The sequence below is a fragment of the Moheibacter stercoris genome (assembly GCF_040545805.1).
GTDB classification, from domain to species: domain Bacteria; phylum Bacteroidota; class Bacteroidia; order Flavobacteriales; family Weeksellaceae; genus Moheibacter; species Moheibacter stercoris.
This window is the reverse complement of sequence record NZ_JBEPMO010000003.1, coordinates 86,648-110,887: the sequence shown is the minus strand read 5'-3', so window position 1 is coordinate 110,887 and position 24,240 is coordinate 86,648. Positions and strand designations below refer to the sequence as shown.

35 protein-coding genes are annotated in these 24,240 nt (G+C 34.8%); 31 read left to right on the top strand and 4 right to left on the bottom strand.

All coding sequences use genetic code 11. The features are described 5' to 3' along the window. Positions 1-141 precede the first annotated feature (141 nt). On the bottom strand, positions 142-1,935 hold the full coding sequence (locus ABID46_RS03890; protein WP_354507263.1) for a tetratricopeptide repeat protein: 1,794 nt from the start codon (positions 1,933-1,935) through the stop codon (positions 142-144). A 248-nt stretch (positions 1,936-2,183) separates the two neighbouring features. On the opposite strand from ABID46_RS03890, the gene rpsL reads away from it, so the two are divergent. From rpsL to ABID46_RS03860, 6 genes are all read left to right on the top strand, one after another. After that, positions 2,184-2,567: a 30S ribosomal protein S12 gene (gene rpsL, locus ABID46_RS03885; protein ID WP_182043640.1), complete on the top strand. Its 384-nt coding sequence runs from the start codon at positions 2,184-2,186 to the stop codon at positions 2,565-2,567. 12 nt (positions 2,568-2,579) lie between these two features. Further along, positions 2,580-3,056 carry a 30S ribosomal protein S7 gene (gene rpsG, locus ABID46_RS03880; RefSeq protein ID WP_354507260.1) on the top strand — a complete coding sequence of 159 codons (477 nt, stop codon included), beginning with the start codon at positions 2,580-2,582 and terminating at the stop codon, positions 3,054-3,056. A 5-nt stretch (positions 3,057-3,061) separates the two neighbouring features. Continuing rightward, a complete protein-coding gene (gene fusA / locus ABID46_RS03875) occupies positions 3,062-5,188 on the top strand; it encodes an elongation factor G (RefSeq protein WP_354507258.1) in 2,127 nt (708 codons plus the stop codon). Between the two features lie 11 nt (positions 5,189-5,199). Next, positions 5,200-5,505 carry a 30S ribosomal protein S10 gene (gene rpsJ / locus ABID46_RS03870; RefSeq protein ID WP_354507256.1) on the top strand — a complete coding sequence of 102 codons (306 nt, stop codon included), beginning with the start codon at positions 5,200-5,202 and terminating at the stop codon, positions 5,503-5,505. 182 nt (positions 5,506-5,687) lie between these two features. Next, positions 5,688-6,797, top strand: a complete 1,110-nt coding sequence (locus ABID46_RS03865) for a hypothetical protein (protein WP_354507254.1) — start codon at positions 5,688-5,690, stop codon at positions 6,795-6,797. 20 nt (positions 6,798-6,817) lie between these two features. Beyond that, positions 6,818-7,336, top strand: a complete 519-nt coding sequence (locus ABID46_RS03860; protein WP_354507252.1) for a hypothetical protein — start codon at positions 6,818-6,820, stop codon at positions 7,334-7,336. A gap of 517 nt (positions 7,337-7,853) precedes the next feature. Here ABID46_RS03860 and ABID46_RS03855 read toward each other — a convergent pair. From ABID46_RS03855 to ABID46_RS03845, 3 genes are all read right to left on the bottom strand, one after another. Then, a complete protein-coding gene (locus tag ABID46_RS03855; RefSeq protein ID WP_354507250.1) occupies positions 7,854-9,239 on the bottom strand; it encodes a glycosyltransferase family 2 protein in 1,386 nt (461 codons plus the stop codon). Positions 9,240-9,348: 109 nt separating this feature from the next. Continuing rightward, positions 9,349-10,002, bottom strand: a complete 654-nt coding sequence (locus tag ABID46_RS03850) for a response regulator (RefSeq protein ID WP_354507248.1) — start codon at positions 10,000-10,002, stop codon at positions 9,349-9,351. Then, complete coding sequence (locus ABID46_RS03845; RefSeq protein WP_354507246.1) at positions 9,992-11,704, bottom strand: sensor histidine kinase; 1,713 nt, start codon at positions 11,702-11,704, stop codon at positions 9,992-9,994. Before ABID46_RS03845 ends, ABID46_RS03850 begins: the two co-directional genes overlap by 11 nt. 454 nt (positions 11,705-12,158) lie before the next feature. Between ABID46_RS03845 and rplC the strand changes: the two genes are divergently transcribed. The 25 genes from rplC (at position 12,159) to rpsK (ending at position 24,235) form a co-directional block, all read left to right on the top strand. After that, on the top strand, positions 12,159-12,785 hold the full coding sequence (rplC, locus tag ABID46_RS03840) for a 50S ribosomal protein L3 (RefSeq protein WP_354507244.1): 627 nt from the start codon (positions 12,159-12,161) through the stop codon (positions 12,783-12,785). Continuing rightward, the gene (gene rplD / locus ABID46_RS03835) at positions 12,776-13,405 is read left to right on the top strand and encodes a 50S ribosomal protein L4 (RefSeq protein ID WP_354507242.1); all 630 of its coding nucleotides are present in this window, start codon (positions 12,776-12,778) and stop codon (positions 13,403-13,405) included. Before rplC ends, rplD begins: the two co-directional genes overlap by 10 nt. Before the next feature lie 10 nt (positions 13,406-13,415). Then, the gene (rplW, locus tag ABID46_RS03830) at positions 13,416-13,700 is read left to right on the top strand and encodes a 50S ribosomal protein L23 (RefSeq protein WP_354507240.1); all 285 of its coding nucleotides are present in this window, start codon (positions 13,416-13,418) and stop codon (positions 13,698-13,700) included. Positions 13,701-13,806: 106 nt separating this feature from the next. Then, positions 13,807-14,628: a 50S ribosomal protein L2 gene (rplB, locus tag ABID46_RS03825; protein ID WP_354507238.1), complete on the top strand. Its 822-nt coding sequence runs from the start codon at positions 13,807-13,809 to the stop codon at positions 14,626-14,628. 3 nt (positions 14,629-14,631) lie between these two features. After that, positions 14,632-14,910: a 30S ribosomal protein S19 gene (gene rpsS, locus ABID46_RS03820; RefSeq protein WP_354507236.1), complete on the top strand. Its 279-nt coding sequence runs from the start codon at positions 14,632-14,634 to the stop codon at positions 14,908-14,910. A gap of 12 nt (positions 14,911-14,922) precedes the next feature. Beyond that, positions 14,923-15,342 carry a 50S ribosomal protein L22 gene (gene rplV, locus ABID46_RS03815; protein WP_354507234.1) on the top strand — a complete coding sequence of 140 codons (420 nt, stop codon included), beginning with the start codon at positions 14,923-14,925 and terminating at the stop codon, positions 15,340-15,342. Between the two features lies 1 nt (position 15,343). Continuing rightward, entirely contained in the window at positions 15,344-16,066 is a 723-nt protein-coding gene (rpsC, locus tag ABID46_RS03810) for a 30S ribosomal protein S3 (protein ID WP_354507232.1), read from the top strand. A 31-nt stretch (positions 16,067-16,097) separates the two neighbouring features. Beyond that, a complete protein-coding gene (gene rplP, locus ABID46_RS03805) occupies positions 16,098-16,517 on the top strand; it encodes a 50S ribosomal protein L16 (protein WP_354507231.1) in 420 nt (139 codons plus the stop codon). A 12-nt stretch (positions 16,518-16,529) separates the two neighbouring features. Beyond that, positions 16,530-16,724, top strand: a complete 195-nt coding sequence (gene rpmC / locus ABID46_RS03800; RefSeq protein ID WP_354507229.1) for a 50S ribosomal protein L29 — start codon at positions 16,530-16,532, stop codon at positions 16,722-16,724. A gap of 13 nt (positions 16,725-16,737) precedes the next feature. Beyond that, positions 16,738-16,992 carry a 30S ribosomal protein S17 gene (gene rpsQ, locus ABID46_RS03795; RefSeq protein WP_354507227.1) on the top strand — a complete coding sequence of 85 codons (255 nt, stop codon included), beginning with the start codon at positions 16,738-16,740 and terminating at the stop codon, positions 16,990-16,992. A 1-nt stretch (position 16,993) separates the two neighbouring features. Then, a complete protein-coding gene (gene rplN / locus ABID46_RS03790) occupies positions 16,994-17,362 on the top strand; it encodes a 50S ribosomal protein L14 (RefSeq protein ID WP_354507225.1) in 369 nt (122 codons plus the stop codon). Between the two features lie 12 nt (positions 17,363-17,374). Next, positions 17,375-17,686: a 50S ribosomal protein L24 gene (gene rplX, locus ABID46_RS03785; protein ID WP_354507223.1), complete on the top strand. Its 312-nt coding sequence runs from the start codon at positions 17,375-17,377 to the stop codon at positions 17,684-17,686. A gap of 1 nt (position 17,687) precedes the next feature. After that, positions 17,688-18,251, top strand: a complete 564-nt coding sequence (gene rplE / locus ABID46_RS03780) for a 50S ribosomal protein L5 (RefSeq protein WP_354507221.1) — start codon at positions 17,688-17,690, stop codon at positions 18,249-18,251. A 1-nt stretch (position 18,252) separates the two neighbouring features. After that, positions 18,253-18,522: a 30S ribosomal protein S14 gene (gene rpsN / locus ABID46_RS03775; protein WP_354507219.1), complete on the top strand. Its 270-nt coding sequence runs from the start codon at positions 18,253-18,255 to the stop codon at positions 18,520-18,522. Positions 18,523-18,802: 280 nt separating this feature from the next. After that, on the top strand, positions 18,803-19,201 hold the full coding sequence (gene rpsH / locus ABID46_RS03770; RefSeq protein ID WP_354507217.1) for a 30S ribosomal protein S8: 399 nt from the start codon (positions 18,803-18,805) through the stop codon (positions 19,199-19,201). Positions 19,202-19,223: 22 nt separating this feature from the next. Continuing rightward, entirely contained in the window at positions 19,224-19,769 is a 546-nt protein-coding gene (gene rplF / locus ABID46_RS03765) for a 50S ribosomal protein L6 (RefSeq protein WP_354507215.1), read from the top strand. Between the two features lie 17 nt (positions 19,770-19,786). Then, entirely contained in the window at positions 19,787-20,134 is a 348-nt protein-coding gene (gene rplR / locus ABID46_RS03760; RefSeq protein WP_354507213.1) for a 50S ribosomal protein L18, read from the top strand. Positions 20,135-20,146: 12 nt separating this feature from the next. Beyond that, entirely contained in the window at positions 20,147-20,671 is a 525-nt protein-coding gene (rpsE, locus tag ABID46_RS03755) for a 30S ribosomal protein S5 (protein WP_354507211.1), read from the top strand. An 8-nt stretch (positions 20,672-20,679) separates the two neighbouring features. Next, positions 20,680-20,859 (top strand): 50S ribosomal protein L30, encoded by a 180-nt coding sequence (gene rpmD, locus ABID46_RS03750; RefSeq protein ID WP_354507209.1) that lies wholly within the window; start codon positions 20,680-20,682, stop codon positions 20,857-20,859. A gap of 12 nt (positions 20,860-20,871) precedes the next feature. Further along, the gene (gene rplO / locus ABID46_RS03745) at positions 20,872-21,330 is read left to right on the top strand and encodes a 50S ribosomal protein L15 (protein WP_354507207.1); all 459 of its coding nucleotides are present in this window, start codon (positions 20,872-20,874) and stop codon (positions 21,328-21,330) included. 71 nt (positions 21,331-21,401) lie between these two features. After that, entirely contained in the window at positions 21,402-22,769 is a 1,368-nt protein-coding gene (gene secY / locus ABID46_RS03740; protein ID WP_354507205.1) for a preprotein translocase subunit SecY, read from the top strand. Positions 22,770-22,806: 37 nt separating this feature from the next. Beyond that, positions 22,807-23,022, top strand: a complete 216-nt coding sequence (gene infA, locus ABID46_RS03735) for a translation initiation factor IF-1 (protein ID WP_182043907.1) — start codon at positions 22,807-22,809, stop codon at positions 23,020-23,022. 307 nt (positions 23,023-23,329) lie between these two features. Then, complete coding sequence (gene ykgO, locus ABID46_RS03730) at positions 23,330-23,446, top strand: type B 50S ribosomal protein L36 (protein ID WP_084017289.1); 117 nt, start codon at positions 23,330-23,332, stop codon at positions 23,444-23,446. A gap of 3 nt (positions 23,447-23,449) precedes the next feature. After that, a complete protein-coding gene (gene rpsM, locus ABID46_RS03725; protein WP_354507202.1) occupies positions 23,450-23,827 on the top strand; it encodes a 30S ribosomal protein S13 in 378 nt (125 codons plus the stop codon). Between the two features lie 15 nt (positions 23,828-23,842). Next, on the top strand, positions 23,843-24,235 hold the full coding sequence (rpsK, locus tag ABID46_RS03720) for a 30S ribosomal protein S11 (RefSeq protein ID WP_354507200.1): 393 nt from the start codon (positions 23,843-23,845) through the stop codon (positions 24,233-24,235). The last annotated feature ends 5 nt before the right edge of the window (positions 24,236-24,240 follow it).

Genomic DNA, 24,240 nt, shown 5'->3' with positions numbered 1-24,240 from the left:
TCATCTCGTCAAGTAAACTTGTGGATGAATTACAAATATACTATTTTGGTAGACTAATGTTTATTTTTCTAAGTTACAATTCTGTTACAATGTAATGAATTGATTAGTAGTGGATTATAATCTCATGTGGTAGCTTGGGTACTAGGGAGTTGACTCGATGGTTTTTAAAAATTCGGTCGGACTCATCTCTTTTTCAAGATCAAACTTTTTACGCATCCTATGCCAAGTTACCCGTATGGATGAGTCAGAAATACCCAATGCAGAAGCGATTTCATTTTGTTGTAAATTTAATTTTACTAAGCATATAAACCGTAATTCTGCCTCGGAAATAGTTGGATATTTTTGTTTAATGTTTTGAATACAATTCGGATGTACTTTCGAAAATAATCGTTTGAAATTTTCCCAATCATCCTTGGTTAAGATGGTTAGATCTTGTAATTCAGGAATTGATTCTTTGGGTGTGGCATGAACAATTGAAAATTTCTCCAATATAGATTGATTATGTTTCAATTTGTTCTTAAAAATTTGCAATTGTTTTTTTGCCTCTGAGATTTCGTGTTGACTTTGAATTAGTTTGAGCTCTGAAATCTCATGTTTTTTTTCTAGGTTTAAAATTTTCAATTTTTGTTTGAAAACATTTCGCTTGTAAAAATAATAGAGGACAAGGATCAGAATCAAAATTCCTATTAAGAAGAAATTGCGTGTATTTCTTTGTTTGGCCAGTATTTTTTCTGCTTCAGAAATAAGATTGACTAAGTTTTCATGTTGAAGTTTTTGTTGGATAGTTTGATGTTTCGCATCACTAGTTTTTTTTGATAATCGGTGTAGTGCAAGATGTTTTTGGTTGTTATAATAATAAACAGAATCGTATTTAGAGGTATGTTGGTATAGTTTTTCTAAACTTTTACTGGCTTCAATAATTTGATGGTCTGATTTTGATTTCACACCATTTAAAAAAGCATTCCTTCGAAATCCTATGGCTTCTTTGTAATTCTTGGTGTTTTCATGTAATAACCCCAACTTATTTTGAACTTTCGCTACATCTTGAAATTGTTTAAATTTTTGACTCGTGGATAAATTTTGAAACAATAAAGTTTCAGCTTCTTGAATTTCACCTTTTCTAAGGTAATATTGTCCAATTCCACCATCGGCAATTCCATTCCATAGAACCACAAAGTCTTTGTCAAAAACTTCAAATCCTTCTTGATACTTGGCGAAATTTTTCTGATAATGATCGAGTATTTTTTGGATGCTCTGGTAATAATACAGACTACTATCCTGTTTTTGCATACGATCATAAAGAGTGCCCAATAAATCTTGTGATAAGATGTGGATTTTTAAATTGGTTTCTGGATTGGGTAAATTTTCCAAACAATTTCGTGTATGTGCGATAGCATCTGGGAATTGTTCAATTGTATAATAGCTTAAACCGGTAAGATATTGATACAAATACAATTTGGGAAAATAGTTTTCACCTATTTGAGATTGAATTTCAATCGCTTTGGTTAAATAAAATAGGTTATTGTCAATGGATTCGATATTTCGATCTGCGTAAAGAGTATAAAGTTCTGATAGTAATTGGTTGTCCTTTAAGATCAAGGCGTATTTGAATAATTGTGTAATTTGCTCCTTTGGTTTCCAGTGGGAAGGATGATTTAATTTCATATCCCCAATGATTTCATACATTTTAATTCGAATTTTTAGACGATCTGAGGGATTTTTGTTTATATAATTATGAAGTTCAGCCATTCTTGTTCGAAACTTAGCAGGAACGAAATGATTGGTCAAGTCCGAATAAGTTTTTTGAGCTTCTAGGGTTTGAAGCACGCCTCTAACTTCCCAACTTTTTATCAACTCTTCTGTGGTGAAGTTTTGAGAATAAATCGTAGTTGTAAAGGCCAATAAGCCAAACAAGATGGATAGAAATTTATTCACAATATGATGCTATTTGAACATTCAATGTTTAAGTTGATCTAGTTGAAATTCAGAATCATAGCGAATTTGTATTTCAAATATACATATAGTTGATGGTTCTACGAAATTTCGGATAATTTTTAGATTGAGGTTAAATTGAATTGATAATCAAGGAGAAAAACGTAAAAATATTGATGATCTACTTGTATAGGAAAAATTAATTTGTAATTTTGCAGTCCCAAAAATTGGGGTTAAACATATTTTATAGTATGCCAACAATACAACAATTAGTAAGAAAAGGAAGAACAAAACTAGCCAAGAAGAGTAAATCGGCTGCTTTGGAATCTTGTCCTCAACGTCGCGGTGTATGTACACGTGTGTACACGACTACTCCTAAGAAACCTAACTCTGCAATGCGTAAAGTAGCGCGTGTTAGATTATCAAACGGAAAAGAAGTCAACGCTTACATCGGAGGTGAAGGTCACAATTTGCAAGAGCACTCGATAGTATTGGTTAGAGGAGGAAGGGTAAAAGATTTACCTGGTGTACGTTACCACATCGTTCGTGGTGCGTTGGATACAGCTGGTGTTAACAAGAGAACTCAGCGTAGAAGTAAGTATGGTGCAAAACGCCCAAAAGAAGCTAAAAAATAAAAACTTTGAGAAATGAGAAAGACAAAAGCTAAAAAAAGACCGTTACTTCCAGATCCAAAGTTTAATGATCAATTGGTAACACGTTTTGTGAACAACATGATGTACGATGGTAAAAAAAGTATTGCATTCAATATTTTTTATGACGCATTGGACATTGTTGATAAAAGAAAAGAAGATGCTGAGAAATCAGCTTTAGATATTTGGAAAGAAGCGTTGTCAAACGTTATGCCACACGTTGAGGTTCGCTCTCGTCGTGTTGGTGGTTCTACTTTCCAAATTCCAATGGAGATCCGTCCAGATAGAAAAATTGCTACGGCAATGAAATGGTTAATTCTATATGCTCGTAAGCGTAACGAGAAATCAATGGCTCAGAAATTGGCTGGAGAAATTATCGCTGCTGCAAAAGAAGAAGGTGCTGCCGTTAAAAAACGTCAGGATACGCATAAGATGGCTGAAGCAAACAAAGCATTCTCACACTTTAGAGTATAATTAAGATGGCAAGAGATTTAAAATATACAAGAAATATTGGTATTGCAGCTCACATTGATGCTGGTAAGACCACTACTACAGAACGTATCTTATTCTATTCAGGTAAGAACCACAAGTTAGGAGAAACTCACGAAGGTTCTGCTACAACTGACTGGATGGAGCAAGAAGCAGAAAGAGGGATTACCATTACTTCTGCGGCTGTTACTGTAAACTGGAAATTCCCAACTGAACAAGGGAAACCACTTCCAGATGCTAAAGATTATCATTTCAACATCATCGATACTCCGGGCCACGTTGACTTTACCGTTGAGGTAAACCGTTCATTACGTGTTTTGGATGGATTGGTGTTTTTATTCTCTGCCGTTGACGGTGTAGAACCTCAGTCTGAAACCAACTGGAGATTGGCTGACAACTACAAAGTTCCACGTATGGGATTTGTCAACAAAATGGACCGTCAAGGTTCTGACTTCTTGAAAGTTTGTCAACAAGTAAAAGATATGTTGGGTTCAAATGCTGTGCCTATCGTATTGCCAATTGGTGATGAAGCTGACTTCAAAGGAGTAGTAGATTTGATTAAAAACCGTGCAATTGTATGGCACGATGAAAACCACGGTTCTACATTTGACGTTGTAGAAATTCCAGAATCAATGAAAGACGAGGTAAAACAATTCCGCGGTCAATTAATTGAAGAAATTGCTGGATACGACGAGAACTTGTTGGAAAAATATATGGAGGACGAAAACTCTATTACGGAAGAAGAAATCCACACTGCATTACGTGCAGCTACATTGGATATGTCAATCATCCCAATGACTTGTGGATCTTCATTCAAAAACAAAGGAGTTCAGTTCATGTTAGATGCTGTATGTCGTTATTTACCATCTCCGATGGACAAAGAAGCGATTGAAGGTACTAACCCAGATACTGATGAGCCAATCGTAAGAAAACCATCTGTTTCTGAACCATTCGCTGCATTGGCATTTAAAATTGCTACTGACCCATTCGTAGGTCGTTTGGCTTTCTTCCGTGCTTATTCAGGAGGATTAGATGCAGGTTCTTATGTATTGAACACTCGTTCAGGTAACAAAGAGCGTATTTCTCGTATCTTCCAAATGCATGCAAACAAACAAGAGCCTATCGAAAGAATTGAGGCTGGAGATATTGGAGCTGCTGTAGGATTTAAAGATATCAAAACAGGAGATACTTTATGTGACGAGAAAAACCCAATCGTATTGGAATCTATGGACTTCCCAGATCCAGTAATTGGTATCGCTGTTGAGCCTAAAACGAAGGCTGACATGGATAAAATGGGTATTGCTTTGGCTAAATTGGCTGAAGAGGATCCAACTTTCCAAGTTAGAACAGATGAGGCTTCTGGGCAAACCATTATCTCTGGTATGGGTGAGTTGCACTTGGATATCATTGTAGACCGTATGCGTCGTGAATTCAAAGTGGAGGTTAACCAAGGTCAACCACAAGTAGAGTACAAAGAAGCATTTACATTAACTGGTACACACCGCGAGGTTTACAAAAAGCAATCTGGTGGACGTGGTAAATTTGCGGATATCGTCTTTACAATTGGACCTGCAGACGAAGGTAAAACTGGTTTGGAATTCATTTCTGAAATTAAAGGTGGTAACGTTCCAAAAGAATATATCCCTTCAATCGAGAAAGGTTTCAAAGCAGCTATGAAAAATGGACCTTTGGCTGGATACGAAATGGACTCAATGAAAGTTGTTTTAACAGATGGATCTTTCCACCCTGTTGACTCGGATCAATTATCATTCGAATTGGCTGCAAAAATGGGTTATAAAGAAGCTGCTCGTGCTGCGAAAGCTGTAATCCTTGAGCCAATTATGAAATTGGAAGTTTTGACTCCAGAAGAAAACATGGGTGATGTAGTAGGTGACTTGAACAGAAGAAGAGGTACGGTAACAGGTATGGATGACCGTGCAGGATCTAAAGTTGTTAAAGCTTTTGTTCCTCTATCTGAAATGTTTGGTTATGTAACTTCATTACGTACATTGACATCAGGTCGTGCAACTTCTACAATGGAATTTGATCACTATGAGCCAGCTCCACAAAACGTTGCTGAAACTGTGATCGCTAAATCAAAAGGTGCAACTGCTTAATTCTTAGAAAAATGAGTCAAAAAATCAGAATAAAATTAAAATCATACGATCACAATTTAGTAGATAAATCTGCTGAGAAAATCGTAAAAACTGTAAAAACTACAGGTGCTGTTGTGAATGGTCCTATTCCATTGCCAACTAACAAAAGAATTTTTACAGTATTGAGATCTCCACACGTTAACAAAAAAGCGCGTGAACAGTTTCAATTAACAGCTCACAAAAGATTGTTGGACATCTATAGTTCTTCATCTAAAACGGTTGATGCTTTGATGAAATTGGAACTTCCAAGTGGAGTAGAAGTAGAAATTAAAGTCTAATCTAGCCCGCGATTTCAATCGTGGGGTTGAAAAGATTTCAATCGTGGAAATTTAGATTTCAACAAACATTTGAAATTATAGTTTCAAAATATAGAATCCGCCTCAAAAGGGCGGATTTTTTTGTTTTAAGTAAAAAAAATCCCTAAAATTATTATATTAGATTTATATATTTTTAAAGCATCATGAAAAACTGTTTGAAATTTAATTTAATAATATTTTTATCAATAATATCATGTAAGTCAAACTCAGATACAGGATTTCCAAATTATGAAAAAACCAGAAAAATAGAAATTAATTTAAATCCACAAGCTGAGAGTGCATTAAATGAGATTACAAAAATAATTGATGGAAGACCGTTGATTAGTTTAAATGAAAATTATACAAATTTGGCATTGGCTAACAATTGTGAAATTTATTTTAATTTAAACGAAAATGACGAAAATATATACATTAGACATACCTATTATAAAGATAGAGCTCTTCTTAATGTAAGTCACTATGATGATTATCGTTTGCCTATTAATGAAATTGACCCGAGTAATATTATTGTTTCTGAAGATTACTTGCCTGTTTTTGGAGGTGAGTATGCTTCTATTAGAATAGGTGCAATGTATAATAATCCTGATATTTTTGAGCGTTGCAATACTAGATTTAATAATCAGGAAAAAACAGTCAAATGTATTAATCAATCTTATGTTGATTTACTATTAAAAGTTGAGGTTGCACATGAATTTAAAAAGCAACTTATTATTTTTGTAAATAATTTCAACATTGAGACTGAGCTTATAAAGAATGAATTAAATGTTTTAGATAATAACTCAAATAGTGTAGAATTGGAATTGTCTGATGTTGAATCGACTAAATCAGAATATTTAAAAGAAGGCAAAAATCTGCAAAATGACGAAAAGTTAATTTCATCAAGTAACTTACAATACATTTCAAAAGCTGAATTGTTTCAAAAAACAATTAATGATGCGAACAAAATAATTTTAAACAATTCTATTGTTGACACATCATATGTTGATGTGTTTGAGGTGATTGATATTAATCATAAAAAAATAAAGTATGGCAATTACATTTTTAGTTTAAATGATATAACAGTTAAATACAATTTTAAAAATATCCCTAATATTAAAGGAAATCATAGAATTGATATAGATTGTTCTAATAATGATAATTGTATTTTTAATACACTTACTAATGAAAGTATTTTTGGTGTTGGAAATGCACTTAAATCACAGGAATCTTGTGTTGCGTTAGTGAATGAATTGAGTAAATTAATACAGCTTTAGTTAAGTTACAGTCTTGTGCTATGTCAAATGAGAATAATTGGTTAAATGTTTTTTTAGGGTTAGAATTTAGCTCCCAAAAAATTGAAAGTGCAAAAAATTTCGTTTTATTTTGGAGCTTATTTGAAAGATATTTTTGTAATAAATATGCGAATTTAAAAATTATTGAAGAAAAACTTAACGAATTGCTGAATTCTTACAAACTGCCCAATTCAGTTTTTTTTTATTACTGTTTTTTTCGCAACCGTTATTTCACTAATGGAGAAATAAACACTCATTTCCAATCCCTAAACTTTAGAGATAGAAACCCCGATTTACGTTATAAAGAAAGGTTGATTGAAATATTAGAGAAAGAGCAACCAAGTGATAACGATAAATTATTTGCTTGTTTCATCATAATATATCGATATAGGAATAACTTATTTCATGGATCTAAAAATATTGCTAGATTAGAAGGTCAGATAGAAATATTTGAAAAGTCTAATCAGTTTTTACAAGAGTTCTTAGATTTTTTAAAAAGCAAAAACAAATTACGATCTTAAATTGTTTGAAAATCAATCTTTTATAATTCTGTTTCTTTTCCCTTCAAAATTCCTTAAAATCTTCTCTAAAAAATACTCCCGATAGCGCGGATTTGCAATCCGTGCATATAAAACAACTAAAAACAACCTGAAAATCAATCCTTTGTAATTTCATTCAATTCCAATTTGTATACACGCTAAGTTTAAACGCTTAAATAAAGATGTAATTTAAAGTTTTATTTGAAAAGTCCAGGCTCTTTGATCTAGTTTGTAAATATTTCCTATCTGCTTTATATCGGACTTGCTAAGAATTCTTGACATTCTAATCAATTTGATAAGCAAACTATTTTAGTATGAAGAAATGTTATATAATTATTTTTTTAGATTTTGATTCATTAGAATGAGCTTAAGGCTGTTTTAATGGTAAAGATTGGAATACTAATTTATTCCACTGGTATTAGTGTGTGAGAAGGGTTAGCAGTATATGCTAACCCTTATTCACAAATTAATAGGGTTAATAGTTGTTAGGAATAGTATTTTATCGTGTCAACCAGCCTCCATTTTTTACGGTTAAAATGGAAAATGGAAAGATCCAGAATAGTGCAAACAAGTAGAAAACACTATAGGGGTATGCCCATAAAGCATCAAGGAAATTATATTGTTTCGTAAAAAAGAACATCTGTATACTAGAAAATATAAAGGTTGCTCCCAATGCTGAACTTACATACAATAGTGGATGAGAAAACAGAAAATAAAACATCAATACTATTAATGGAATAGCCAGAAGCAATTTCAACCATTGATGTAAGAATATAAATCTCGCCCCGAATTTATTTTTTTCTCTAAAGTCCGTAAATACGAATTTATTCATCATCAAAGTTTCTCTTACATTGGAACGTCCCCAACGAGTAAACATTCTATGAAGTGTTTTAAATCCAGTTGGCGTATTGGTTAAGACATTGGAATTGCGTTGAAATTTCACTTCGTAGCCTTGTTTCAAAATAAAGTTGGTCATGGCACGATCTTCCCCAATTGTAGCTTCTCTTCCTAAGAATTTCTGGTTGATCCATTCGTCTAAAGAATGCATAACAGCTTCTCTTTTATAGGCCGATAAAGCGCCAGGAGTACAAAGTACAAATCCCAACGAGCTTTGAGCAGCTCTTATGAATTCAAAACTAAAGACGAAACTTACATTCAACATTTTGGGAATGATTCCTTGCTTTTTATTCAAAACCTTTACGTTTCCTGCAACGCCCCCACAATTTTCATTGACAACAAACGGACTTGCTAAATTGCGAATGGTGTTTTTCTCGACAACCGAATCACTATCTATGGTGATAAAAATTTCTCCTTTTCCTGTTGTAAATCCATGATACAAGGCATGTCGTTTCCCACGATTACGCGGTTGTTTGTGAATGATGATTTGACCATCTAAATCTTGATGTGCTTTCTGAATCCAATCCCATGTATCATCTTTACTACCATCATCTATGGATATAATTTCTAATTTTTCTTTTGGGTAGTTGCTTTGACAGATACTTTTTAAGGTTTCATATACCAATTTCCCTTCGTTATAAGCAGGAACAATTATGGTACAAACCGGTAGTTCTTCATCTGAAACAGATTCAATGGGTTTGTATTTGATGTATAAATAGGCAACATAAAATAAAAATAGAACTTGAAAGGTTAGAGTTGCCAATAAAAAGAAAACCAAAATTCTTCCTGGAAGTGTTTCCATTCGTTGAAAATGTATCTCATCGAAATAAGGACGGAAATTGTTCAATGCATAGATCGCACTAAACATTAAAATTTGAACACCTACTAAAATTCCAAAATCACGCTTTCGTAAATCTTTTAAATTGGCCAGAGAAAATGTCCTTTTGGACGGTTGAAAATTGGATTCATCTACTATTGTCTTTTCCATATTTATCACATTGAAATCACTCATCACAAAGTAATAGGGAATAGACTAGAGAAAGAACGAAATGCGTTCGATGTATGTCGAAATGCTTGTAGATAATTATCTACAAATTTCAGGAATTGGGATGATGAATTTTGAACAATTCAACCAAAGAAACCAAATTATCGATTTCCAATTTATCAAAAATTCTTTTCTTAAATGTACTGACAGTATTTTGTTTCAATTCCAATTGATTGGCGATTTCTAAATTTCCCCAACCTTTTGCATAGAGTTCAACAATTTGCATTTCGCGATCAGATAAACGTTTGAAAGGATTTAAAAAATCATTGTGTTGTGGAGCTATACTCAATAATTTTTCAGTGAAAGGAGGGAAATACTGTCCGTTTGCAATTAAGGATTCAATCGCTTTTCTGATTTCCCATTCGTTGCTAAGCTTACTTAGAAATCCGTCTGCACCTGCTTGTATAAATTTCAACGAATAAGTTTCTTCTTCAAAACTGGTGAACATCATGACCTTTAGGTTGGGCTGAATTTTTTTGATTTCGGGTAAAATGCTTAAACAATTCCCATCTTGCATTTGCGCATCGAGTATCGCAAAGTCAAACGAATAGGCTTGAAGGTTTTGAAGAATTTGCTGAAGGCTCGAAGCATGTTTGATTTGATTTTCTTCGTTAATATCTTCCAGAATCATTTCAATTCCTTGTCTAACGATAGTATGATCATCTGCCAATAAGAAATGGTAGGATTCGTTTGAACTAGTTGTCATGTTGCAAATCTAAAAATATTTCAAAAGAAACCTTTGTTCCTTTGTTGAGTTCGCTTTCCGCATAAATTGTTCCATTGAAGAGCTGGACAATTTCTTTGCACAAACTTAAACCTAATCCTGCCCCAAAATTTTCGATTTCATCTAAAAGAATTCCTTGGTAATATGGCTCAAATATTTTTTTCAAATCATGTTGAGATATTCCAATTCCAGTATCTATAATGGAAACGTTTAATTGAATTTGTTGAGTTGGAAGTTCCTTGATTTCACAAACTACTCGTATCTGTCCATTTTCTGTAAACTTGTTGGCATTACCCAAAATATTGATGAACAATTGATGGATTTTGATATTGTCTGAATTGACAACATAATCTTCCTTAATGTTTATATCGCATATAAATTCATTGTTTCGAGATTCAATATAAGGACGAAACATGGTCAATAAAGATTGAATTTCGTTTTTCAATTCAAATGTTTTGGGATGAAGTTCCAATGGTTTTTCCTGATTTTTGGTATAATCCAAAATCTGATTGGCTTGAATCAACAAGGAATTATTGGTAAACTCTATCGATTTCAGGTAATCTATTATTTTTTGATCATCTGTCCTTTTTTGAATTCGCTGGATGAAGATATTGATGATTTTCAAAGGACCGCGGACCTCATGACTTAACATGCCCAAAATTCGATTTTTAAAATTCAAGTTTTGTTCGACCTTCACATTGGCTTCTTTCAAAGCTTTTTCAACTTGAAAAGTTAGTTTGGTATAATAGATCAAAATACCCAAAACAATTAACATGGCGATCATCAAACCTAGAACCGTGAATTTTCGAATCTTTTCATTCAAAGAATTCTGAATGGAATATTGCTCTTCTAAATCATTGTTATGGTCTTCTACTTTTCCTTCATAGATTCGCATAAGGTTATTGCTATGTTCAATTAAATTGATATATACCTTATGTAGATTTTTATTTTGTTGGTCTGCTAAATTAATTTGAGTTTTAAATTTTTCAAATTCTTTTTGATAATGAGTATTGACAACATTGAGCGTACTGTCAATTTCCAATTTCACATGAGCCGTGTCAATCTCCTTTTGAAATTTTGCAATGATAATGGTAGTATCACGTTTTACGTCTACATTTCCCGTAATAGCATCTTTCAATCGTGGAAATAATTTTTTCTTGTTGACACTGTCCGAAATATGATGTACTTCGACTTCTGGAATAATTGGTTGTTCCTTTAGTTCAATTTCTTTGATTTTCGGTGGATCTTTGATGACGATTTTTTGTTGAGAAACTAAATAGGTTGAATCTATCAATTCCTCCAAATTATTGGGATGTTGTAAATCTTTAGAATCTTTTTTTTGTAAGCCAGATTTACTAGAAGAATGCAAATTTTCTGAATTTTCAATACTGTCAATGTTGTTCGATAGATTTCTGAGTGATTGAAAATATTCCTCCAAATAGGATTTATTTTGTGTGCTTACATACTTCTGCAAATTGGATTGAGCCAATGACAATTCCTTTTGTGCACTCCCAGTTAGTAATTGAAGTTCTTTGGATTCTTGAATTTGGGTTTCAATTGCTTCCAATTTTCGTTCATTAAAATATTCATTATAGAAAAATACCAAAATGATGAGCTGTATGAGAACGATGCTCGCAATTAAGGTATAATGAATTCTTTTTCTATGTTGATAATGAAATTTCATTGAATATGTTCACTTAAATCTTTATGCAAACGATTCAAGGTTTTAATTTTTATTGATTCATTCAGCTTTTTAAATCCAAATGTAATGGTAAATAAGAAGAGAGGAGATTACCCGAACCAAATTCAAAACTACAAATTAATTTAGATAGGTATTGTTAAGAAGGAGTAAAGATTGAATAAATAAGGAATTGCAGAGGAAAATTACCTTCAAAATTGCTGCAGAGAATATTTCTAATTAAGTAATTGAAAGTGAATAAGATGTCAAAAACTGAAAATGTTGACAAAAACAGATTAAAATATTCTCTAAAAAATACTTAGATAAAATTTGCACTGAATAAAATATTTACTATTTTTGCACACTCTTTTTTGGGGGTGAACTATGCCTAATTCACAAATAGATAATACGCAAACCCGCTAAATAAGAGATTAAAACAATATAAAAACAACATTAGAAAATGTCAGGTATCATTGGTAAAAAGATTGCGATGACTTCTTTGTTTGATGAAAACGGGAAAAATATTCCTTGTACCATCATTCAAGCAGGTCCTTGCGTCGTGACACAGGTCAGAACCGAAGAGAAGGACGGATACAAATCTGTTCAATTAGGTTTCGATGACGCAAAAGAGAAGAACACTTCTGCTGCTTTGAAGGGACACTTCAAAAAAGCAGGAACTACACCAAAAAAGAAATTGGTGGAATTTTATGGAGATTTTGTTGACGAATTAGAGTTAGGAAAAGAAGTAACGGTTGACTTATTCGGTGAAGGCGAGTATGTTGATATTACAGGTGTTTCTAAAGGTAAAGGTTTCCAAGGGGTTGTAAAACGTCATGGTTTTGGTGGTGTTGGTCAAGCTACTCACGGTCAACATAATCGTTTAAGAGCGCCAGGTTCTATTGGTGCGGGTTCAGATCCATCAAGAGTATTCAAAGGAATGCGTATGGCGGGTAGAATGGGAGGTAAAAACGTTACCGTTCAGAACTTAAATGTAGTAAAGATAGACAAAGAACAAAACCTTTTGATCGTAAAAGGTGCGGTTCCTGGTCCTAAAAATTCATACGTAATTATTAGAAGATGGAAATAGCAGTACTTAACATACAAGGTAAAGAGACTGGAAAGAAAGTTTCTTTAGATGATTCAGTATTCGGAATCGAGCCAAGTGAGCATACTGTTTATTTGGAAGTGAAACAATATTTAGCTGCACAACGTCAAGGAACTCATAAAGCTAAAGAGCGTGCTGAAATTGCAAAATCTACTCGTAAGATTAAGAAGCAAAAAGGAACAGGTACAGCTCGTGCAGGTTCTGCTAAATCTCCTGTATTCAGAGGAGGAGGTAGAGTGTTCGGTCCAAGACCAAGAAGCTATGACTTTAAATTGAATAAAGCTCAAAAAAGATTGGCTAAAAAATCTGTATTGAGCCAGAAATTGAAAGATAATGAAATCAAAGTTTTAGAAGACTTCACATTTGAAGCTCCAAAAACAAAAGAATTCATCAGTGTATTGAAAGCCTTAGGTTTAGATAATAAAAAAGCTCTTTTCGTATTGGGAGAGGCTAACAAAAACGTTTATTTATCTTCTCGTAACTTACAAAAAGCAAAAGTTGTGAATAGTTCAGAATTGAACGTATATGACATGATCAATGCTTCAGAAGTTGTATTCTTAGAAGGTTCATTAGCGTCAATTCAAGATAATTTAAGCAAATAAAACGAAAGATATGTCAGTTTTAATTAGACCCGTAATCTCAGAAAAGGCAACCAATTCAAGCGAGTTGTTAAGCCAGTATTCGTTTTATGTAAGTCCTAAAGCGAACAAATTGCAAATCAAAGAAGCAATTGAAAAAGCTTATGGTGTAACAGTGACCAAAGTAAGTACAATGATTTTTGCTCCAAAAGTAAAAACTCGTTATACAAAAACTGGATTGCAAGTTGGGAAAACCAACAAAATGAAAAAAGCAATCATTCATGTTGCAGAAGGACAAGAAATCGATTTGTTTAGTTAATTAATAATGTATAATCGTAGAAAGTAAAATGGATTTGGTTTGGACTGGAAATTCATTCAATCATTAAAACAAAAACAAGATACAATCTACAAAATACTAATTTTAAATGTCAGTTAGAAAATTAAAACCTATCACTCCCGGTCAGCGTTTCAGAATTGTAAATAATTTTGATAATGTTGAATCAGTGAAACCGGAGAAAACTCTTACGGTTGGTAAAAAGAGAAGCGGTGGTCGTAACCATTCAGGTAAAATGACGATGCGCTACATTGGGGGTGGACACAAGCAAAGCTATCGTATCATCGATTTCAAAAGAGATCGTGAAGGAGCTGCGACTGTTGAGTCAATTCAATATGACCCAAACAGAACAGCATTCATCGCATTGATTTCTTATGCAGACGGTGAAAAACGTTATGTTATTGCTCAAAATGGATTGAAAAAAGGACAAACTATTGAAGCGGGTGACTCTGTTGCTCCAGAAGTAGGTAACACAATGAAATTGAAAAACATTCCTTTGGGAACAGTTATCTCTTGTATTGAGTTACGTCCAGGTCAAGGTGCTTTGATGGCAAGATCTGCTGGTTCTTACGCTCAATTAGTAGCGAGAGACGGTAAGTATGTAACCATCAAGTTGCCAAGTGGTGAAAGTCGTATGATTTTAACAGAATGTAAAGCAACTATCGGAGTAGTTTCTAACTCAGATCATCAGTTAGAAGTTTCTGGTAAAGCTGGTAGAAGTAGATGGAAAGGACGTCGTCCTCGTACAAGACCTATGGTTATGAACCCGGTTGATCACCCAATGGGTGGTGGTGAAGGTCGTGCGACTGGAGGTATCCCTCGTTCTAGAAATGGTATGCCTGCTAAAGGTTACAAAACCCGTTCTAAGAAAAAGGCATCTAACAAATATATTGTTGAAAGAAGAAAGAAATAATCTATGGCACGTTCATTAAAGAAAGGACCTTTTATCCATTATAAATTAGACAAGAAAGTTCAAGCTAACGTAGAATCTGGAAAGAAAAACGTTATCAAAACTTGGTCAAGAGCTTCTATGATTTCTCCAGATTTCGTAGGACAGACAATCGCGGTTCACAACGGGAAACAATTTATTCCTGTTTATGTAACTGAAAACATGGTAGGACACAAATTGGGCGAATTTGCTCCAACTCGTACGTTTAGAGGGCACGCAGGTGCAAAAAATAAAGGTAAAAAATAAGAGTAGAAGACAATGGGATCTAGAAAAAGAATAAGCAACGAAAAAATTCAAGAGGCAAACAAGAGTATTGCTTTCGCGAAGTTGAATAACTGCCCAACTTCTCCTCGTAAAATGAGATTGGTAGCAGACATCATCCGTGGTGTAGAAGTACAAAAAGCTTTGGGTATTTTAAAATATTCAAAACAACATGCTTCTGACAGATTGGAGAAACTTTTATTGAGTGCAATTGCTAACTGGCAAGTGAAAAACGAAGGTGCTGACGTAGAGGAAGCAGGTTTGTTTGTTAAAACTATCAATGTTGATAGCGCACGTCAATTGAAGAGAATTCGTACAGCTCCTCAAGGTAGAGCACACAGAATCAGAAAGCGTTCAAACCACGTAACTATCGTGTTGGGAACTAAAGAAGATAAAGTAAAAGTAGATAATAAGTAATATGGGACAGAAGACTAATCCAATCGGAAATCGTTTAGGTATCATCAGAGGATGGGACTCAAACTGGTACGGTGGAAATGATTACGGCGATAAAATCGCAGAAGACGCTAAAATTCGTGAGTATTTAAAAGCTCGTTTATCGAAAGCTGGTGTTTCTCGTATCTATATCGAACGTACATTGAAACTAGTTACTGTTACCGTTACAACTGCTCGTCCCGGGATTATTATCGGTAAAGGAGGACAGGAAGTTGATAAATTAAAAGAAGAGTTGAAAAAAATCACTGGTAAAGAGGTTCAAATCAACATCTTTGAAATCAAACGTCCTGAATTAGACGCAGTTTTAGTAGCTGATAGCATTGCACGTCAAATTGAAAATCGTATCTCTTATAGAAGAGCGATCAAAATGGCAATTGCCGCTGCAATGAGAATGAATGCAGAAGGAATCAAAGTTCAAATTTCTGGACGTTTGAACGGAGCTGAAATGGCACGTTCTGAGTCTTACAAAGACGGACGTATTCCTTTGTCAACTTTCCGTGCAGACATTGATTATCACATTGGTGAAGCGCATACAACCTATGGTCGTATGGGGATCAAAGTTTGGATCATGAAAGGAGAAGTATATGGTAAACGTGAATTGTCTCCACTAGTTGGTTTGCAAAAGAAGCAAGGCAAAAAGAAGCCAGAAGGCAGAAGAGGTGGCGATAGAAAAAGACAAGCACGTTAATTAAGTTTAATCGTCAAGAAAAGAAATAAAGATGTTATCACCGAGAAGAGTAAAATTTAGAAAAACCCAGAAAGGCAAAATGAAAGGGGTGACCAAAAGAGGTTCACAACTTGCCTATGGGACATTCGGTATCAAATCGTTAGACGAGGCATTCATTACAGCGCGTCAAATTGAAGCTGCCCGTATTGCTGCTACACGTTTTATGAAACGTGAAGGACAATTATGGATCAAAATATTCCCAGATAAGCCTATTACCAAAAAACCTGCAGAGGTTCGTATGGGTAAAGGTAAAGGAGCACCTGAATATTGGGTTGCACCTGTACAACCAGGAAGAATTTTATTTGAAGTAGGAGGGGTACCTCAAGAAGTTGCGACAGAGGCATTGCGTTTAGCTGCTCAGAAACTTCCAGTTAAGACTAAGTTTATCATTGCTAGAGATTATCAAGCTTAAAAAATTGCAATTATGAAAGTTACAGATATTAAAGACTTAAGTATAGAAGATATCAAAGCTAAAATTGCTGAAGAAAAAGCAAGCTTGGCAAAATTGAAGGTTAGTCACAAAGTTTCTCAATTGGAAAGTCCTTTGTCTATTCGTGAATCTCGTAAATTCATTGCGAGATTGTCAACCGTGTTGAACCAAAAATTAGCTCAACATTAAAAACTGTCTCAAGATGGAAAGAAATTTAAGAAAAGAAAGAGTAGGTGTAGTTGCAAGTAACAAAATGGATAAAACCATCGTTGTTGCTGAAACATACAAGCAAAAACACCCATTCTACGGAAAATTCGTTAAAAGAACGAAAAAATATACTGCACACGATGAAAATAACGAGTGCAATGAAGGTGACACTGTTCGTATCTCCGAGACACGTCCGTTGAGTAAAAACAAACGTTGGAGATTAGTAGAAATCATAGAAAGAGCTAAGTAATATGTTACAGCAAGAATCAAGATTAAAAGTGGCAGATAACACAGGAGCTCGTGAAGCTTTGGTTATCCGTGTTTTAGGTGGTACTAAAAGACGTTATGCTTCGGTAGGAGACAAAATCGTTGTTGCGATTAAAGAAGCTACTCCTTCTGGAAACGCGAAAAAAGGTAGCGTTTCAAAAGCAGTTGTTGTTCGTACCAAAAAAGAGGTAAGAAGAAAAGACGGATCTTACATCCGTTTTGATGATAATGCTTGCGTTTTACTTAATGCTCAAGGTGAGATGAGAGGAACGCGTGTATTTGGTCCAGTTGCACGTGAATTACGTGACAAGGAATATATGAAAATCGTATCACTAGCTCCTGAGGTGCTATAAAATTTTATAACGATGTCAAAGTTGAAAATTAAAAAAGGTGACAACGTAGTTGTTTTATCAGGTTCTTCAAAAGGAATGAAAGGTTCTGTTTTGAAAGTCTATCCTGAAAAAGGCAAAGCAATCGTTGAAGGTGTGAACAAAATTAAAAAACACACCAAACCAAACGCAGAAAACCCTCAAGGAGGAATCGTTGAAACAGAAGCTCCAATCTATGTAAGTAAATTGGCGTTGGTTGATTCAAACGGAAATCCAACTCGTGTTGGATACGAAATCAAAGGTGATAAGAAAGTAAGAATTGCTAAGAAAACCGGTAAAGAAATTTAAGATGAGTACAACATACAAACCGCGTCCGCAAGTAAAATATAAAGAGGAAATCGTTCCTGCATTGAAAGAAGAGTTTTCTTACACTTCAGTGATGCAAGTACCTAAATTGCAAAAAATCGTTTTGTCTCAAGGTTTAGGTGGAGCTACAGCTGACAAGAAAATTGTTGACTATGCAGTAGAGGAAATGACTCTTATTTCAGGACAAAAAGCAGTAGGAACTATCTCTAAGAAAGACGAAGCTGCATTTAAATTACGTAAAGGGATGCCAATCGGGGCAAAAGTTACGTTAAGAGGAACTCAGATGTACGAATTCTTAGATCGTTTGGTTTCTTCCGCTTTACCACGTATCCGTGATTTCAACGGAATCAGTGCAAAAGGATTTGACGGAAGAGGAAACTATAACTTAGGTATTACTGAGCAAATTATTTTCCCAGAGATCAACATCGACAAAGTGAAAAAAATCCAAGGGATGGACATCACGTTCGTGACTTCTGCAAACACAGATAAAGAGGCGAAAGCTTTGTTAGAGAAATTCGGTTTACCATTTAAAAAAGACACAAAATAAGATGGCTAAAGAATCTATGAAAGCGCGTGAGCGCAAAAGAGAAGCGTTAGTTGCAAAGTTTGCAGAAAAACGTAAAGCTTTGAAAGAAGCAGGAGATTATGAGGCATTGCAAAAATTGCCAAAAAATGCATCTCCAGTACGTTTGCACAACCGTTGCAAATTAACAGGTCGTCCTAGAGGATACATGAGAACTTTCGGTCTATCACGTGTAACATTCCGTGAAATGGCTAACCAAGGTTTGATCCCAGGGGTACGCAAAGCAAGCTGGTAAGATTTTCGAATTCCGGTCGCTGAGCTTAGTCGAAGCGTAGGGTGTAGAAAATCCCAACATATAAATCCAATCTCGAAAGAGGTTGGATTTTTTGTTTGCATAGAAATATTTTGTTTTTTTGATAAAATATTGATAGAAAACGTAAAAATACTTTGGTCTAATTTGTCAAATCAAAAAATCTTCCTATTTTTGCACGCCTAAATGTATTCGAATTGAACACATTTGGAGAGTTTAAGTTTAAAAGTAGAGCGCGAGGCTCTATACTGTAAAATAAACATTTATGTATACAGATCCAATTTCAGATTATCTGACTCGCATCAGAAATGCGATGTCTGCAGGACACAAAGTTGTGGAAATCCCTGCTTCTAACCTTAAAAAGGAAATCACAAAAATCCTTTTCGATCAAGGTTATATTTTGAACTATAAGTTCGAAGATGCTTCTCACCAAGGTTCTATCAAAATCGCTTTGAAATATGACAAAGCAACCAAAGAACCCGTAATCAAAAAATTAAAAAGAGTATCTCGTCCAGGTTTACGTCAGTACAAAGGTGCTGGAGAATTACCAAGAGTATTAAACGGTTTAGGAGTTGCTATCGTTTCAACTTCAAAAGGTGTAATGACTGACAAACAAGCTCGTCAAGAGAATGTTGGAGGTGAGGTATTGTGTTTAGTTTATTAATATTGATTAAAAAGAAAAGAAAATGTCAAGAATAGGTAACGCAATCATCAATATTCCAGCTGGTACTTCTGTTGAATTAAAAGACGGAGTTGTTACAGTAAAAGGAAAGAATGCAGAAATGACTCAGACCGTTAAAGAAGGATTTGAGTTGAAACAAGAAGATGGTCAATTGACAATCGTTCGTCCATCTGAATCAAAAGAAGACAAAGCATTGCATGGTTTATACAGAGCATTGATCAACAATATGGTAATCGGAACTTCAGAAGGTTTCAAATTACAATTGGAATTGATCGGGGTTGGATATAGAGCAGCAAGTCAAGGACAAAAATTGGATTTATCTTTAGGATTCTCTCACAACATCGTGATGGAATTGCCAAACGAAGTAAAAGTTGAGGCAGTAACTGAAAAAGGTAAAAACCCAATCATCAATTTAACATCTCACGATAATCAATTATTGGGTATGATCGCGGCAAAAATCCGTTCATTCCGTAAGCCTGAACCATACAAAGGAAAAGGTATTAAATTCGTAGGAGAAATCATTAGAAGAAAAGCAGGTAAATCTGCATAATAAATTATAATCGAACAATGGCACTATCAAAAACAGAAAAAAGACAAAAGATAAAAAGACGTGTTCGTCGTAATATCTTTGGAACAGCTGCAAGACCACGTCTATCAGTTTTCCGTTCCAATAAAGAAATTTACGCTCAATTGATCGATGACGAAGCAGGGGTAACTTTGGCTTCAGCATCATCTAGAACAACTTCGGCTTCTGGTAACAAGTCAGAAAAATCAGCAGCAGTAGGAAAAGCAATCGCTGAATTAGCGAAATCAAAAGGAATCGAAACAGTTGTATTTGACCGTAACGGTTTTGTTTACCATGGTAGAATCAAAGCTTTAGCAGATGGTGCTAGAGAAGGAGGTTTAAAATTCTAAGAAAGAAAAGACATGTTAGGATATAGAAACATAGAAAAAGTAAAACCAGCTGGTATAGAATTAACTGACCGTTTGGTAGGAGTACAACGTGTTACCAAAGTAACCAAAGGAGGACGTGCATTTGGATTCTCTGCTATCGTAGTAGTAGGAGACGGAAACGGAGTCGTAGGTTACGGATTGGGAAAATCAAAAGAGGTTGCTTCTGCAATTGCAAAAGCAGTTGAAGATGCAAAGAAAAATTTAGTAAGAATCCCATTGGATGGGCATACAGTTCCACATGAAATCGAAGCTCGTTATGGTGGAGGACATGTATTCTTGAGACCAGCTTCTCACGGTACAGGTTTGATCGCTGGTGGTGCGGTTCGTGCGGTGTTGGAATCAGTTGGAATCCGTGACGTATTGTCAAAATCAAAAGGATCTTCTAACCCTCACAATGTGGTAAAAGCTACTTTCAAAGCTTTGTTGAATTTGAGAAGTGTTAACGTAGTTGCACGTCAAAGAGGTATTTCGGTAAGTAAAGTGTTTAACGGTAAATAATCGATAAGATGAGTAAAGTAAAAGTAAAACAAGTACGTAGCGCCATCAATCGTGATAAGTCTCAAAAAGCTACTTTGGTTGCATTGGGATTGAAAAAGTTAAATCAAGTTGTAGAACATGAGTCTACTCCTCAGATCGAAGGTATGATTAAAAAAATTCAACACTTAGTTGAAGTAGAAAAAGCTTAATTTTAAACTCAGATGAAATTAAATAATCTAAAACCTGCTGCAGGTTCAGTTAAAAATAAATTCCGTAAAGGTAGAGGAGAAGCGAGCGGTAACGGTGGTACATCGGGCCGTGGACACAAAGGACAAAAATCACGTTCTGGTAACAAGAAAAAAGTTGGTTTTGAAGGAGGTCAAATGCCTTTACAACGTCGTACTCCAAAATTCGGTTTCAAAAACATTAACCGAGTAGAATACAACGGAATCAATTTAGATGTTATCCAAAAATTGGTTGACGAAAGCAAAATTAGTGGTACTCTTACCAAAGAAGATCTTGTAAAACAAGGTTTGGCTCACAAAAATGATTTGATCAAAATTTTGGGTCGTGGAGAATTGAAAGCAAATGTTTCTATTACAGCTGACAAATTCACCAAAACTGCTCAAGAAGCGATTGAAAAAGCAGGTGGTAAAGCAGAACTAGTAAACGCAAAGTAATTTATAAGGAATTTCTCAACAAGAACCTGTAAAAGGGTTCTTGTTGTAGATATAAAATCAACAATTTACACATGAAAGGGTTTATACAAACGATTAAAAATATTTGGAGCATCAAAGAATTAAGAGAGAAATTAATGATTACTTTCTTTTTTCTTGTTATTTACCGTTTTGGTTCTTATGTTCCGCTTCCAGGTATTGATGTAAATGAGGTAACCAGACTTTTGGCTGCTCAGGCAGATTCTCAACAAGGTCTATTAGGATTATTAAATTCTTTTACAGGAGGTTCGTTTAACCGTGCTTCCATTTTGGCTTTAGGGATCATGCCATATATTTCTGCCTCGATTGTTGTACAGTTGATGGGATTAGCAGTTCCTTATTTGCAAAAATTGCAAAAAGATGGAGATAGTGGTCGTAAGAAAATTACTCAGATTACAAGATGGTTAACCATTGCGATCTGTTTGGTTCAAGCGCCTGCTTACTTGACTTTATTACAAACACAATTATTGCCTTATAGCGGTGGATTTGCCTCTGCTTACTTGATTGATCCAGGAACCTTCTGGTTCATTGTACCTTCAACCATTATTTTGGTAACTGGAACCGTATTCACAATGTGGATGGGAGAGAAAATTACCGACAGAGGTATCGGAAACGGTATTTCGATTTTAATTATGGTTGGTATCTTGGCAGATCTTCCTCGTGCCTTAATCAATGCATTTGAAATTGATCAAACAGGTGGAATCATGTTCCTATTGGAAATCATTGGATTGTTAGTTGTTATCTTACTTTGTGTGATGTTAACACAAGCAGTTCGTAAAGTTCCAGTTCAATATGTAAGAAGAGCACAAGTTGGTTCTAGTAGCTATATGCGTTCCATGACAGATTCAGTTCGTTCTTACATTCCATTAAAAGTGAATGCTTCAGGAGTTATGCCGATTATCTTCGCTCAGGCGATTATGTTCTTACCTGCGACTTTGATTGGTTTTGTTTCAGACCCAAATTCATCTTTGAGTTTGTTTTTCCAAAAAGTTGCAGATCCATTCTCTTGGCAACATAGCGTTATTTTCGCTTTCTTGATTATCATCTTCACCTTCTTCTATACTGCGATTACAATTCCAGTAAATCAGATGGCAGATGACTTGAAACGAAATGGTGGAATCATTCCAGGTATCAAACCAGGAAAAGATACAGCAGATTTCTTAGATGATGTATTGTCAAAAATTACCTTACCAGGATCTTTGTTCTTGGTGGTAATTGCAGTTCTTCCAGCCGTTGCTCATTTATTTGGAGTAGACCAAGGATTGGCAATGTTCTACGGAGGTACATCTTTATTGATTATGGTTGCTGTTATTTTGGATACAATTCAACAAATTAATACCTACTTATTGAATCACCATTACGATGGTTTGATGACGACAGGTAGATCAAAAAACGTAGCTTAATAAATAAACAAATTTCCCAAAAGGAAGAGAACAAAGAATGGCAAAACAAAAACACATAGAACAAGACGGAACAATTATCGAAGCATTGTCAAACGCAATGTTTAGAGTAGAATTGGAGAATGGACACATTGTGACTTCTCATATTTCGGGTAAAATGCGTATGCATTATATCAAATTGTTACCGGGTGATAAAGTGAAAATAGAAATGTCACCGTATGATTTGACGAAAGGTAGAATTACCTATCGTTACTAAGATTAAACGGAAAAATATAGGAACTGTTTCAGCAATTTGTTGAAACAGTTTTTTTGTTTGAGGTGAATTGAATTGAAGCCGAAATCTTACCCATTTTGAAATCCTCAGATTTTCAAAATATTAGGCAAGAAATTATTTTTTGGTTTCAATAAATTTTGTACCTTTGCAAACCTTAATGGAGTAGTGTGTCCAGACAATTCGTGGTTTTGATTGATTATCAGGATTTTAGAATTTTAACGGACAGGCGAATTCCAAGAAGGAAACGACTGGAGGCATATTGCCGGATTATTTAATAATAAGAACTACAATGAAAATTAGAGCATCAATTAAAAAAAGAAGTGCCGATTGCAAAATTGTACGTAGAAAAGGCGTACTGTACGTGATTAATAAGAAGAATCCTAAATTTAAACAAAGACAAGGTTAAGATATGGCACGTATTTCAGGAGTAGACTTACCAAAAAACAAAAGAGGAGAAATAGGGTTAACTTATATCTACGGGATTGGTAAGAGCACAGCACAAAAGATTTTAGCACAGGCTAATGTTGACAAAGACAAAAAAGTAAACGATTGGAACGATGACGAGATCAACGCAATCCGATTGTCAATTACTGAAAACTACAAAGTGGAAGGTGAGCTTCGTTCGGAAGTTCAATTGAACATCAAACGTATGATGGACATTGGATGTCAACGAGGAATTCGTCACCGTCTTGGATTACCTCTAAGAGGGCAGCGTACTAAAAACAATTCTCGTACGAGAAAAGGGAAAAAGAAAACAGTTGCTAACAAGAAAAAAGCCACTAAATAATAAGTAGATGTAGTTATGGCAAAGAATCAAAAAACACAAGCAAAGAAGAGAAAAGTTATTGTTGAGGCTACTGGGCAAGCTCATATTCAAGCTTCATTCAACAACGTTATCATTACTTTGACAAATAAAAATGGAGAAGTTATTTCTTGGTCTTCAGCTGGTAAAATGGGCTTTAGAGGATCTAAGAAAAATACACCATATGCTGCTCAAGTTGCTGCACAAGATGCAACTTCTCAAGCCTTAGAAGCTGGATTAAGAAGAGTAAAAGTATATGTGAAAGGACCTGGACAAGGTCGTGAGTCTGCAATCCGTACTATTCACAACGGAGGTATTGAAGTAAGCGAAATCATCGACGTAACACCATTGCCACACAACGGTTGTCGTCCACCAAAACGTAGAAGAGTTTAATCGAA